Below are 11,980 nucleotides of genomic sequence, written 5' to 3'. Positions count from 1 at the left end.
CTTAGAAGTTCATGCCAAAGCTGAGCGACACGAAATCGCGATCATCAACCGTGGTGTACTTCCCATCGAAGAAGTTGGTGTACGCAAGAGCAGCCGTATAAGTGTTCTGATACTCGGCATCCAGCCCCAGACTTACTGCCTTGCGGCCTTCTTCGAAGTTACCGCCAGGACCCGGCGAATAGCCTTTCACGTCATGAGACCAAGCAACGTTTGGACGCAGGTTCACCCCGGCAAATACGCTGTTATAATCCCAGATGGCGCGGGCGCGATAACCCCAGGAGTTAGAGGTGGTGAAGCCGTCGTCTTCGCAATAGCGGGTGAGGTTATTTTGCGCAGCGCCAGTGAGCGTACCGGCGTTAAGTGAGGCGCAACGACCATTCGCCAGCGGCCCGGGCCCATAACTTGGATCACGGCCATAACGAATTTTTGAAGTGCTTTCCAGCCCGCCAACGTGCGTCCAGCCGACTTCACCCACCAAAGTCAGACGCTCGGCGCCCATGACTTGATCGAAGAACTGAGTGAAAGTGGTCTGCAACTGAGTAATTTCTTTACGGCGATAACCTTTTTGGTCGGTATCGGCACTGCCCTGCAATGGCGATACCGTTGAGTCCAGAGGGGTGATACCCGAATACAGGATGTCCGTTGTGTTGATCTGCACCGGAGCATTTGGCCGGTAGCTGAGCTCTCCACTCCATGCAGTGCCGGTTGGCAGTGTGGTGGAGAAGCTCAAGCCATAGAGATGAATATCTTCGGGGTATTCGACGTAGTAGCTGGAGTTGGCAGCAACCACGAGCGGCATCAGTTGCTGGACCAGACCAGGAACACCGGCCAAAGGCCCAAGGGAAGCGATGAGTCCCGAAGGATCGTATGCACTGGCCGGTGCGCCCCGCCCGCTGAAAATGGGCGCACGACTGTGGTAATTCATGAAGTAGGCACCAAACTCAGTGTCTAGTGGCTCAAAGTTATAGTGCATGGCAACGCCGAACTGACCGCTATCGCGGGCATCGCGATCAGGCCCTCGACGTACCACTGCACCTTCATCCGGGCTCCCCCAGTTCACACCTTGTGAAGCTAACGCATTAAAGACCCCGGCACGCGCACCAGCGGGTAGACCTGCAGTTGCAAGCGAACTGTTCAGCCCGGCCTGACTGCGTAATACCGCAAGATTGCCGTCGCAGCCATCCGAAATCACATCCGGCTGCGAGAAGAACGTGCCGCAGTTATCGGTAACGGTCTGGTCCCACTCAATCTGGTAAAAACCTTCTGCGGAAAAATTCTCAGTAATGCTTTGCGAAAGGTAGAACATGTTGACCGGAATCAAGCCCTCCTTGATTTCCGCGCCAGGACGACGGAACGCGGACACGTCGACCGGGTTGATGCTGTTGATACCGCCCTGGATGAAGGTACTCTCCCCCCAACTGACTACCTGCTTACCGAAACGCACCGAACCTGGCTCATCGCCGATGCTGTAGTTGTGATAAACGAAGGCGTCGAGAAGCTGCCCGCCGGAAGACTTCGCGCCTTCCTTGCGATTGGAGTCGCTGATGTCCTTGAACTCGCGGTTCTCGTCCTTGAGTTCAAAGTCGTACCAGTATTTGCCACGTACGAACACACCGGTGTCGCCGTACTTCAACTCAAGATCGTGAATACCCTTGAAGATTTTCGAAAACGTTTCACCGCGTTTGAAGTTCAAGTGGCCGTCATCGGACGTCTGCGACAGGCCATGCCCGCCGTTGTTGGAACCGATGAGATTCTTGTTGGCTTTCTCGGTAGACCAACTGGCGCCCACGGAGAGCGACGAGTCGAACTTGCCTTCGATTTCGCCAATGTTGAAGCTGACGCCGAAAGCAGGACCGGCGAGCGTAGAAGCGAGACTGACGGCCAGAGGCAGTTTTGCCCGGCGCCAGAACTGGTTTGCTGATGTCATCGACGCTACTCCATGTGTTTTTTATTGTTTTGGCAGTGGTACTGCTAAAAACGGCACAGTCGATCTTTCGACAGACAGTCCAACGCTCATCGGGTAACCCAGAAGGTTACAACGGATCAGTATCTTCATTCGTTTTTAACCAGCCCCTGATACCGACTATAGCCAGCAGGTCGCACTGCTTGATCCCTCTAAAGTGTGATTTGCAGTTCAAGACTCTCTGCCGCGCGTATTTGCGCCCGATGACGTCAGCGGGCTCGTGGGGAGAATGGCCTAATTTGCAGATTTGGCAAGCCAAGCGCTTGCTCGGCCGGTACAAGTCCCACAAGCCGCGCTCGGCGCGGCACGGCTCAGACCCGGGCAAGGTGAAATAAGTGCCGTATTCACCTTACCCGACACGTCAGAGCGTCGAAAGGAAGCTGCTGTTGGTGTTTTGCCATTCGATGATATCCAGCCGCATACGCTTCTTGTCGAGCTTGCCGACGCTGGTCTTGGGAATTTCAGTAACAACCGCGATCTGGTGCGGGATCGCCCACTTATTGATATGCCCCAGCTCGACGAAAGGTTTGAGGTGCTCCTTCAAATCCTTTGCCTCGACGCTATGCCCTTCACGCACCACCAACAATGCGAAAGGCCGTTCTCCCCACTGCGGATCCGCGATTCCGACCACGGCCACCTCACGAACCCCGGGATGGCGACTGCATAAATCTTCCAGAGCCAGGGACGAGATCCATTCGCCACCGGTCTTGATGACATCCTTGATCCTGTCGCGAATATCGATCACGCCCATGCTGTCGAGCGTAGCCACATCACCGGTGTGCAGCCAGCCACCTGCCCACATTTCGGCACCTTTGTGCCGCTCTTGGTAATAACTTTCGCTCAGCCACGGTGCGCGCAGAACCAGCTCGCCCATGGTCTCACCATCGGCCGGGAGGAAATTCCCGTCTTCATCAACGATTGCCGCGTCCACTAATACGCCAGGCACGCCTGCCTTGATTCGATACGTGACGCGCTCGTCCTCGCTGCCAGCGCGCAACTCATCGTTGAGATGCGCAACCGAGATCAACGGGCCAGTCTCGGACATGCCATAAGCGGCAGTCAGCTGAATGCCTCGCGCCTTGGCCGCTTCATACAGCGTCCGGTTCAGCGAGCTGCCTCCGATAATGATCTTCCAGCCGCCGAAATCGACGCCCTGCGCAGCTTTTGCGTTGAGCACCATCTGCATGATGGTTGGCACGCAATGGGAAAAGGTGACCTTCTCCTTGCGCCATAGCTCGACCAGAAACTCAGGGTCATAGCGACCGGGATAAACCTGTTTGACGCCCAGCATGGTCGCCGCGTAAGGCATGCCCCAGGCATGAACGTGAAACATTGGCGTGATGGGCATGTAAACGTCACCGGTTCGCAGCAATCCTTCGACGCTGCCTAAACCGGTTGCCAGACCCAAGGTGTGCAGCACCAACTGGCGATGGCTGAAATACACGCCTTTAGGATTACCCGTGGTGCCGGTGGTGTAGAAAGTCGTGGCGACGGAGTTTTCATCGAAGTCTTCGAATTCATACTGGGCACTGGCTTGGGCCAGCAGCGTCTCGTATTCGCCCACCAGATTGGGCAATTCAGCAGTCTTTTCCGGCAAGTCCGTCAGTAGCAGAGTTTTCTCGACGGTGGTCAGATGCCCGGCCATTGCCTGATACAGGCCGACAAACTCACTGTTGACCAGCACGAACTTATCTTCGGCATGGTTCATCGTGTAGACGATCTGATCCGGGGAGAGCCGGACGTTGATGGTGTGAACCACCGCGCCAATCATCGGAATGGCGAACATGCACTCAAGGTAACGATGGCTGTCCCAGTCCATCACCGCCACAGTATCGCCAGCTTTTACGCCTGCGGCACTGAGCACATTTGCCAACCGGCAGACGCGTTCGATCAGTTCTGGATAGGTATAGCGAACGGTGTCGCGATAGACGATTTCCCGGGTTTTTTCGTAACGGCTGCCTGACATCAATAGCCGCTTGATCAACAGAGGATATTGATAGGCACCTTCGGCTGGCGGAATAACGCGGGTCTGCAACATAAGAGCTCCTTTTCAAAGGGCACAGGCGTGGCTTGAAATATGGACTCTAGAGCGGTACCTCGCCAGTCAAATCAGCCAAAGGGATGATTTCTGAGAACGGGTTGTCACCTGCTTCCCCTGATGCTCTGCATCTTCTGGCAAACACATTGCAAACTTATGAACTGGCTAAACTCCTGGAGCTCACCGAGATTACGAGGTGAGCTCCAGATCGAATGTCTGCCACGCGACAATTGCATCTCTAGCTGTATCAATGACTCTCAGTCAGCGCCAGCTTCAAGCCCAAAGCAACCAGCACGCCACCCATGGCCCGATCAAACCAGTGCCCCATGCGCGCAAAGCCTGCGCGTACGCGCTCTTGGCTAAACAGGCGCGCCACCATGCAAAACCACAGCCCCGTCGCGACCGCCAGGTACACGCCATAACCGGCCTGCACCCACAGCGGCGTGTGCGGGTTGATAACTACGGTGAACAACGACAGGAAAAACAGCGTTGCCTTGGGATTCAAGCCGTTCGTGATGAAGCCGCTAGTAAACGCGCCACGAGCCGTGCGCTCACCCGCTGCAACGTTGACCGGTGCATCGCTGGCACTGGCTGGCTTAGCCCGCAGCGCTTTGAAGCCGATGTAAAGCAGGTAAGCCGCAGCGGCCCACTTGAGCGCGTTGAACAAAACGATCGATTGCGAAACGATCAAGCCAATCCCGAGCAGCGAATAGCCAACATGTAAAAAGATCGCCGTGCCCACGCCCATGGCGGTATAGGTGCCCGCTTTGCGCCCATGAGCAACGCTTTCCCGCACAACCACCGCGAAATCGGGGCCAGGGCTGGCGACAGCGAGCAAGTGAATCAAGGCAACGGTGAGAAACTCGGCCCAGTACATGATGGTTCTCCGAAAAATAAGCTGGCAAAAGTTAAGCCGGCCAAAAATGTAAGCAAGCGTTTCGCTCTGTTAGGCTAGCCACATTAAGCCTTCAATGCGTCCATTAACAGGTACAGCTGATGAGCAATCACGGTAAGGCAGTTTTTCTCGACTACACGTCTTTGGATCTGGGCGATCTGGACTTCAGCGCGCTGCGTGAATGCTTCAGTGAACTGACGCTGCACACCAGCACCAGCGCAGATCAGGTGATCGAACGCTTGCAGGGTGCGCAGGTGGCTATCAGCAACAAGATCGTGATCGATTCCGACACGTTCGCGGCATGCCCCGACCTCAAGCTGGTGCTGGTGACTGCCACCGGCACAAATAACATCGACCTGGCCGCAGCCCGTCATCACGGCGTTACCGTATGCAACTGCCAAGGCTACGGCACCCCGTCGGTGGCCCAACATACCTTGATGCTGCTGTTGGCACTGGCGACGAGCCTGCCGGATTACCAGCAAGCAGTGCAGCAAGGCCAGTGGCAGAAGTCGAAACAGTTCTGCCTGCTGGACTTTCCTATCGTGGAGCTGGAAGGCAAGACATTGGGCCTGCTGGGTCACGGGGAACTGGGGGGTGCCGTTGCAAAACTGGCCGAAGCCTTCGGCATGCGTGTCTTGTTGGGACAAATCCCTGGCCGCCCTGCCCGCCCGGATCGTTTGCCACTTGAAGAGCTTCTGCCACAGGTCGATGCCCTGACCTTGCATTGTCCGCTCAACGACGACACCCGCGACATGCTCGGCGCCCACGAACTGAGTCTGCTCAAGCCACACGCCTATGTGATCAACACCGCTCGCGGCGGGCTGATCAACGAGCAAGCGCTGGCCGATGCGCTGCGTAAGGGTCACTTGGGCGGTGCTGCTACCGACGTGCTCACGGTTGAACCACCCAGCGCAGGTAATCCGCTGCTGGCAGGCGACATTCCGCGCCTGATCATTACGCCTCACAGTGCCTGGGGGGCTCGCGAAGCACGCCAGCGGATCGTCAGCCAGGTGACTGAAAATGCTCTGGGGTTCTTTGCAGGCGAGCCGGTTCGAGTGGTGAGTTAGGCCGCAGCGCCCGCTACGACGCATGTCATACGCAAGACCTGCAGGAGCGCACGAGCACCGCGAGGCCGCGTTGCTCGTGCGCTCCTGCAGGATGCATTTCAATTCACGGGATAGCACCGCCGTTGTCGGCTTCAAACTGTTAGACTCCGCGCTTTTTCGAGGAGCCCACCATGGACCCGCGCAGTGAAGTGTTACTCCGTCAGGCCGAGTTGTTTCAGGGCTCCCTGCTGCTGGCGGGTCTGCCTGCTGACGATTTGCTTGGACGTTTGCCGCAAGCTCATGGCTGGTGCTGGCATGCTGGTGATCAAGCCGCGCTGGATGCTCGCTTCGAAGGTCGTACCCATTTCGGCGTGAATGTCTCAGAGCAGCCGTTTGACAGCGCGGTGCTGTTCCTGCCAAAAGCGCGTGACCTGACCAACTACGCGCTCAACGCCCTGGCCTCTCGACTGGCAGGCCGTGAATTGTTTCTGGTAGGCGAAAAACGCAGTGGTATCGAAGCCGCCGCGAAACAACTGTCCCCGTTTGGCCGTGCCCGCAAGCTGGACAGCGCCCGCCACTGCCAGCTCTGGCAAGTCACCGTCGAGCAGGCGCCCGAGGCTCTTGAGCTGGAAAGCCTTGCCCAGCATTACGAAATCGAAATGGAAGACGGTCCGTTGAAGGTCGTCAGCCTGCCCGGCGTGTTCAGCCACGGGCGCCTCGATCGTGGCTCAGCGCTACTCCTGCAACATATTGACAAACTACCCAGCGGCAATTTGCTCGACTTCGGTTGTGGCGCTGGCGTGCTGGGGGCTGCGGTAAAACGTCGCTACCCGCATAACAACGTAATCATGCTCGATGTCGATGCTTTCGCCACTGCCAGCACGCGCCTGACCCTTGCTGCGAACGGGCTTGAGGCCGAAGTTCTGACCGGCGACGGTATCGACGCTGCACCCATGGGCCTAAGCACTATTTTGAGCAATCCACCGTTTCATGTCGGGGTTCATACCGACTACAAGGCAACGGAAAACCTACTGAGAAAAGCACGCCAACATCTGAAATCAGGTGGCGAACTTCGGCTAGTCGCCAATAGCTTCCTGAAGTACCAACCCATAATCGAAGAGCATTTTGGCGTGTGTGCGATCAAGGCTGAAGGTAACGGCTTCAGAATCTACCGCGCCAAGCGGGCTTGAAAATAAGCACTTGCCCAAAGCGAAAGCTGAAGGCAGAATCCGCTCCGTCCTAGGGGAGTAGTCTCCCACGAGCGCCACGCTCGTCCGGTACGCATCAACATACTTGGTCCTCAGACCATGGTGCGTACGACCCCGAATCCGCTCAGACGGATCGGTGGTTTGACAAGACCTATGACACGAACACCTTACCCGGGGCGGGGAGGCTGTACGTGTCATAGCCGTGTCGACCCGCCCCTTAGGAAAACCTGATGCTGGAATCCTTGTTGGTCCCCACCGCTGTAGTCGCGCTTGCCGAGATCGGTGACAAGACCCAACTCCTTGCCCTCATTCTGGCAGCTCGCTTTCGCAAGCCATGGCCAATCATTGCGGGCATCGTCGCCGCAACCCTGGCTAACCACGCCGCCGCGGGCGCTGTTGGTGCCTGGTTCAGCAGCTTCTTCTCCGACGCCACCTTGCACTGGATTCTTGCTGCGAGTTTCACCGCGACCGCTTTGTGGACTCTGGTCCCGGACAAGATGGATGACGACGAGGCCAACACCGCACGCAAGTTCGGCCCGTTCATGACCACTCTGATCGCGTTTTTTATTGCGGAAATCGGTGACAAGACACAGATCGCCACGGTCATGCTCGCCGCGCAATATTCTTATCTGTGGCTAGTGATTATCGGCACCACGGTAGGTATGTTGCTGGCCAACGTTCCGGTGGTGCTGGCAGGTAATTTCGCCGCCGAAAAACTTCCTCTGACCTTGATACGCCGCCTGGCTGCGAGCGCTTTCTTCGTGCTTGCCCTGGTAGCGGTTTACAAGGCAATGCAGGTGAGTGGCTGGGTATAAGACGAACCTGTAGGGGTGAACTTGTTCGCGCCACGGAGTGACCTACACAACTACATATTTCTGTAGGAGCGCATGAGCAACGCGAGGCCGCGATAACGGTGTATCAGGCAGGACGCTATCGCTGACTCGCGCTGCTCGTGAGCTCCTACAGGGACCTGCGTTGTATCAGGACTTAGGGGCGGCGTTGTACAACGGCATCACCTTGGGAATCGCTGCCTGCAATGAAGCAATACGGCTCTCCGAAGCAGGGTGAGTGCTCATGAATTCAGGCTGTGAGCCGCCGGAGTTCTCGGTCATTTTCTGCCATAACGTGATAGCAGCGTTCGGGTTGTAACCGGCACGTGCCGCCAGCTCCAGGCCAAGCAGGTCAGCTTCATTTTCGTTGCTGCGGCTGTTAGGCAAGGTCAGGCTGTAATTAACTACGGTATCGGCCAGCGCCATGCTGTCCTGCCCCAACCCCAGAATGGCGCCCGCCCCTTGTTTGGCCATGGCCACACCATAGGCCTTGGACATCGACTCACGCCCATGCTCGCGCAAGGCATGAGCAATTTCATGGCCCATCACCGCAGCGATTTCGTCGTCTGTGAGCTTCAGTTTATCGATCAGGCCGGTGTAGAAAATGATCTTGCCGCCAGGTCCGCAGTTGGCGTTCAACTCATCACTTTTGATCAGGTTCACTTCCCACTGCCACTGCGCGGAATCCGGACGCAGTTTAGGTGCCTGACCGATCAGCCGGTCGGCAATCGCATGCACGCGCTTGGCATTGGCACTCGTGGTATCCAGGACACCCTTGGTCGAAGCCTCGCCCACCGTTTCTTTATAGGATTGGGCATACATCTGATTGACCTCATCGGTCGAGAGCATGCTGAACATGTATTGCTTGCGCTCTACACCGACCGAATCGCCGCTGGTGGTGTTCACGGCCTGACAGCCGCCGAGCAGCAAGGCTGCGCTCAAGGCACATAGAGCAAATTTCTGACGCATGATGGATCTCCCTCTGAACATGGCGCTCATCCTAGGCGGTGAACGATGGATGCGCCAGATGCTGGCTGACAGCCAAGTTTGTCCGCCTGGTCACACATTGGTTCCTGTAGGCGTGCAAAGGTGATAGGCGACGTGGAAGCGGCTTTAGTCAGGAAAGCAGCAGTCTGACGACACACTTTTAGTGACTGTAACCGCCTCTTCCCGGCTAAAGCCGGTCCCACGATCACAACGGCGTCAGACACTCAGGCGCGTTAAGCTTGGGATCATTGATCAGATTCGCCAGCGGGCGCTCGCGGAGCGCGGTTTGCGGGGCGGCGAGCAGAGCTTGCAAGGTCGGCAACGGCGTATCGGCAGCCAACCAGTCCTTTTGCCCTTGCGCGTCGAGAATCAACGGCCGCCGCTGACTGGCCGCTAGCTGGGTAACGACCGCAACGCTCAGATACGTGTGGCCTTGCACCGGATAAGCCTCCCAGATCGCTGCAAAAAACAGCGCCGAACCCTCCCCCGGCGTCAGCCAGAATGGTCGCTTGCGCGTGGTGCCGCGCCATTCATAAAAGCCATTGGCGGGTAGCAGGCAACGGCGTAAGCGAAAGGCCTCACGAAACATCGGCTGCTCGGCCAACGTCTCGGCGCGGGCATGCGCCGGTGTACGGGAAAGATCGGTCAACCAGGGCGGGGTCAACCCCCAGCGCGCACGGGCCAACTCAAGATCGCCTTCAGTCCCGGCGACCGCACGCAGCATAAGCACCGAGTCGGCTGGCGAAATATTCCATTGCGCCTGTTGGTCCGCCGGAAAACCGGGCAAAGCCGCAAAAGCGGGCGTCCAACGAAACAGCGCATAACGTCCACACATGGGGCAGTAAGACTCTTTTGGATGTATCAATCATTAGAAACAGGATGCATGTCCGGCTCAACACACCAGCACATCAGGAAAATTATCGGGTTCTTCACCGGGCTCCCCTCCAGAGAAGGGCAGCGCCGCATTGTACTCAGTGATCAACTGCCGCGCCCGCTCGACCTGATCGTTATCCACTAGTAACCCTAATAGCCCAAGAGCTGGCAACTCACCCAACGCTCCCAACAAATGTCCACCGGTCAAGTACGCTTCAATACCTTCGCTGGCGAGCATGCCTTGTAACAGCTCACCTTCCATCAGGTTTTCCGGCTCGTAGACTTTCTGCATTATTCGTTCTCGCTGCGAACGTCCAGACTCCAGTCTTCACCATCGGTTTGCAGGTCGAACACGATGGGGCGACAGCATACCGGGCAATCTTCTATGTACTGCTGATCACCGCCAGAAAGATCCAGCACGGCTTCAACGGGCTCCCCGCAGTAAGGGCAGTCGTAACTCTGAATTTCCTGCATCGCGGTCTCCGGGTTCAGTTGTGCGTATAATCGCGCTCTTTGAAGGCTCCGATAGAGTCTGGACGCAATTGCCAGACCTGGCCTCCCCTATTTTTGTCACCCTTACAAGAGAGCATGATGGGCGAATTTGATGCCATCCGACCTTACAACGACGCTGAAGTCTCGGCGGTACTTGAGCGTTTGCTCAGCGACAAAGAATTTCTATCGATCCTGACCCGCTTTCGCTTCCCGAAACTTGCGGGCGCTTTGGGCTGGGCATTACAACCGATCATTGCCCGCAAACTGCGCCGTCAGTTCGTCGGTATCAATTCGGTCGCTACCTTGCAGGACAAGGTCGAATACTACGTCGACCACACCATTGAGCGCGCTACCGACGGTGTGACCTACACCGGTGTCGAGCAGTTCAAATCCGGCAGCGCCTATCTGTTTCTGGCCAACCACCGCGACATCGTGATGGATCCGGCTTTCGTCAATTACGCCGTGTACCACGCCGGCCTGCCAACACCGCGTATCGCGATTGGCGACAATCTGCTGCAAAAGCCGTTTGTCAGCGACCTGATGCGCTTGAACAAAAGCTTCATCGTGCACCGCTCCATCGCCGGACGCAGAGAAAAGATGGCGGCCTATCAGTTGCTGTCGGCGTACATCAACCACTCGATTCGCAATGACTGCCAGTCGATCTGGATTGCCCAGGCGGAAGGTCGCGCCAAGGACGGTGATGACCGTACCGAGTCGGCGATCCTCAAGATGTTCCACATGAGTCGCAAGGACGAGCCGTTCGCCGAAGTGATCCAGTCACTGAACCTGACGCCGGTGTCCATCAGCTATGAGTACGACCCTTGCGACCACGCCAAGGCTCGCGAGCTTTACATTCGAGCCACGACCGGCACTTACAGTAAAGCGCCGGGCGAGGACGACGTAAGCATTGCGTTGGGCATCACCGGCTATAAAGGCCGCGTTCATGTGAACTTCGCGCCGCCGGTTACCGAACTGTTTGAAGACACCAAAGCGCTGGCCATTGAGATGGATCGGCAGATTCTCGGCGGCTATCGCCTGTTCCCGGTGCATTATCTGGCGTACGCACAATGGGCAGACGCCGACCCGTCCCTCAATGTGCCATTGGCCAAAGATGTGTTCGCAGCGCCGGAGCTGGCCAAGGCGCAGGAAGAATGGCAGCGCCGCCTGGACGAATGCCCCGCCGAGCACCGCCCTTACCTGGTGCTGCAATACGCAACGCCAGTCCGCAATCAGTATCGGGTCAAGGCGGGTATCCCGCTCTGATTCCGCTGACGGCTCAAAAAAGGCGCTGATGTTCAGCGCCTTTTTTGTGCACGATAATTGTCGAACAATTTTTATCACCGTCACGCGAACGTAACGTGATCCGGGCACTGTATGGCTCCTTCGAGGAAGAACTTCGACCTAATGGAGCTTCACATGCTGCACGCAAAAAACCAGGACCGCCTTTATCTGATCGCCCCAAGCGACGAACAGGAAGCCTTGATCGACGCTTGGTCGTTCAATGTTCAGGATCGTCACTGGCTCGTATACTGCGCCCTCGGCGGCCATCAACACCACGACCTGCCAGACATGGATCTGCAGACCGGCTTCAGCTTTCTGGACTTTTATCAGCAGGCGGCTTGAGCCTGAACGAAGATCATAGGAAGGA

At 57.0% G+C, this 11,980-nt stretch carries 12 protein-coding genes and 1 riboswitch; of the genes, 5 read left to right on the top strand and 7 right to left on the bottom strand.

Going from position 1 to position 11,980, the window contains the following annotated elements; all coding sequences use genetic code 11:
- Position 1: 1 nt before the first annotated feature.
- From ABRP31_RS04305 to ABRP31_RS04295, 3 genes are all read right to left on the bottom strand, one after another.
- Positions 2 to 1,927, bottom strand: coding sequence for a DUF1302 domain-containing protein (locus ABRP31_RS04305; RefSeq protein WP_349971644.1), 1,926 nt, complete (start codon positions 1,925 to 1,927; stop codon positions 2 to 4).
- A gap of 397 nt (positions 1,928 to 2,324) precedes the next feature.
- Positions 2,325 to 4,001: a fatty acid--CoA ligase gene (locus ABRP31_RS04300; RefSeq protein WP_349971645.1), complete on the bottom strand. Its 1,677-nt coding sequence runs from the start codon at positions 3,999 to 4,001 to the stop codon at positions 2,325 to 2,327.
- A 247-nt stretch (positions 4,002 to 4,248) separates the two neighbouring features.
- A complete protein-coding gene (locus ABRP31_RS04295) occupies positions 4,249 to 4,878 on the bottom strand; it encodes a LysE family transporter (protein WP_087273030.1) in 630 nt (209 codons plus the stop codon).
- 119 nt (positions 4,879 to 4,997) lie between these two features.
- Between ABRP31_RS04295 and ABRP31_RS04290 the strand changes: the two genes are divergently transcribed.
- From ABRP31_RS04290 to ABRP31_RS04280, 3 genes are all read left to right on the top strand, one after another.
- Entirely contained in the window at positions 4,998 to 5,963 is a 966-nt protein-coding gene (locus ABRP31_RS04290; RefSeq protein WP_087273027.1) for a 2-hydroxyacid dehydrogenase, read from the top strand.
- Between the two features lie 170 nt (positions 5,964 to 6,133).
- Positions 6,134 to 7,132, top strand: coding sequence for a class I SAM-dependent methyltransferase (locus tag ABRP31_RS04285; protein ID WP_087273024.1), 999 nt, complete (start codon positions 6,134 to 6,136; stop codon positions 7,130 to 7,132).
- Positions 7,133 to 7,172: 40 nt separating this feature from the next.
- Positions 7,173 to 7,292: riboswitch (yybP-ykoY riboswitch) on the top strand.
- Between the two features lie 88 nt (positions 7,293 to 7,380).
- Positions 7,381 to 7,965 carry a TMEM165/GDT1 family protein gene (locus ABRP31_RS04280; RefSeq protein WP_087273021.1) on the top strand — a complete coding sequence of 195 codons (585 nt, stop codon included), beginning with the start codon at positions 7,381 to 7,383 and terminating at the stop codon, positions 7,963 to 7,965.
- 165 nt (positions 7,966 to 8,130) lie between these two features.
- Here ABRP31_RS04280 and ABRP31_RS04275 read toward each other — a convergent pair whose 3' ends face one another.
- From ABRP31_RS04275 to ABRP31_RS04260, 4 genes are all read right to left on the bottom strand, one after another.
- Positions 8,131 to 8,949, bottom strand: a complete 819-nt coding sequence (locus ABRP31_RS04275) for a M48 family metallopeptidase (protein WP_087273018.1) — start codon at positions 8,947 to 8,949, stop codon at positions 8,131 to 8,133.
- A 223-nt stretch (positions 8,950 to 9,172) separates the two neighbouring features.
- Complete coding sequence (locus ABRP31_RS04270) at positions 9,173 to 9,802, bottom strand: SOS response-associated peptidase (protein ID WP_087273015.1); 630 nt, start codon at positions 9,800 to 9,802, stop codon at positions 9,173 to 9,175.
- Positions 9,803 to 9,859: 57 nt separating this feature from the next.
- Positions 9,860 to 10,132: a putative signal transducing protein gene (locus ABRP31_RS04265; protein ID WP_349971648.1), complete on the bottom strand. Its 273-nt coding sequence runs from the start codon at positions 10,130 to 10,132 to the stop codon at positions 9,860 to 9,862.
- On the bottom strand, positions 10,132 to 10,314 hold the full coding sequence (locus ABRP31_RS04260; protein ID WP_087273009.1) for a CPXCG motif-containing cysteine-rich protein: 183 nt from the start codon (positions 10,312 to 10,314) through the stop codon (positions 10,132 to 10,134). The genes ABRP31_RS04265 and ABRP31_RS04260 overlap by 1 nt, the downstream gene beginning before the upstream one ends.
- A 117-nt stretch (positions 10,315 to 10,431) precedes the next feature.
- On the opposite strand from ABRP31_RS04260, the gene ABRP31_RS04255 reads away from it, so the two are divergent.
- Both ABRP31_RS04255 and ABRP31_RS04250 read left to right on the top strand, forming a co-directional pair.
- Positions 10,432 to 11,595 (top strand): 1-acyl-sn-glycerol-3-phosphate acyltransferase, encoded by a 1,164-nt coding sequence (locus tag ABRP31_RS04255; RefSeq protein ID WP_349971650.1) that lies wholly within the window; start codon positions 10,432 to 10,434, stop codon positions 11,593 to 11,595.
- A gap of 153 nt (positions 11,596 to 11,748) precedes the next feature.
- Positions 11,749 to 11,955, top strand: a complete 207-nt coding sequence (locus tag ABRP31_RS04250) for a hypothetical protein (RefSeq protein WP_027899530.1) — start codon at positions 11,749 to 11,751, stop codon at positions 11,953 to 11,955.
- Positions 11,956 to 11,980 lie beyond the last annotated feature (25 nt).

Source organism: Pseudomonas caspiana, from assembly GCF_040224095.2.
In the GTDB taxonomy this organism is placed as follows: Bacteria; Pseudomonadota; Gammaproteobacteria; order Pseudomonadales; family Pseudomonadaceae; genus Aquipseudomonas; species Aquipseudomonas caspiana.
This window is presented reverse-complemented; position numbering and strand designations above follow the sequence as displayed.

What these genes read in the sequence shown, in the direction of transcription:
- ABRP31_RS04290 (WP_087273027.1), top strand. Translation starts at nt 4,998, where the DNA reads ATGAGCAATCACGGTAAGGCAGTTTTTCTCGACTACACGTCTTTGGAT.
- ABRP31_RS04295 (WP_087273030.1), bottom strand. Translation starts at nt 4,878, where the DNA reads ATGTACTGGGCCGAGTTTCTCACCGTTGCCTTGATTCACTTGCTCGCT.
- ABRP31_RS04255 (WP_349971650.1), top strand. Translation starts at nt 10,432, where the DNA reads ATGGGCGAATTTGATGCCATCCGACCTTACAACGACGCTGAAGTCTCG.
- ABRP31_RS04285 (WP_087273024.1), top strand. Translation starts at nt 6,134, where the DNA reads ATGGACCCGCGCAGTGAAGTGTTACTCCGTCAGGCCGAGTTGTTTCAG.
- ABRP31_RS04275 (WP_087273018.1), bottom strand. Translation starts at nt 8,949, where the DNA reads ATGCGTCAGAAATTTGCTCTATGTGCCTTGAGCGCAGCCTTGCTGCTC.
- ABRP31_RS04305 (WP_349971644.1), bottom strand. Translation starts at nt 1,927, where the DNA reads ATGACATCAGCAAACCAGTTCTGGCGCCGGGCAAAACTGCCTCTGGCC.
- ABRP31_RS04250 (WP_027899530.1), top strand. Translation starts at nt 11,749, where the DNA reads ATGCTGCACGCAAAAAACCAGGACCGCCTTTATCTGATCGCCCCAAGC.
- ABRP31_RS04265 (WP_349971648.1), bottom strand. Translation starts at nt 10,132, where the DNA reads ATGCAGAAAGTCTACGAGCCGGAAAACCTGATGGAAGGTGAGCTGTTA.
- ABRP31_RS04270 (WP_087273015.1), bottom strand. Translation starts at nt 9,802, where the DNA reads ATGTGTGGACGTTATGCGCTGTTTCGTTGGACGCCCGCTTTTGCGGCT.
- ABRP31_RS04300 (WP_349971645.1), bottom strand. Translation starts at nt 4,001, where the DNA reads ATGTTGCAGACCCGCGTTATTCCGCCAGCCGAAGGTGCCTATCAATAT.
- ABRP31_RS04280 (WP_087273021.1), top strand. Translation starts at nt 7,381, where the DNA reads ATGCTGGAATCCTTGTTGGTCCCCACCGCTGTAGTCGCGCTTGCCGAG.
- ABRP31_RS04260 (WP_087273009.1), bottom strand. Translation starts at nt 10,314, where the DNA reads ATGCAGGAAATTCAGAGTTACGACTGCCCTTACTGCGGGGAGCCCGTT.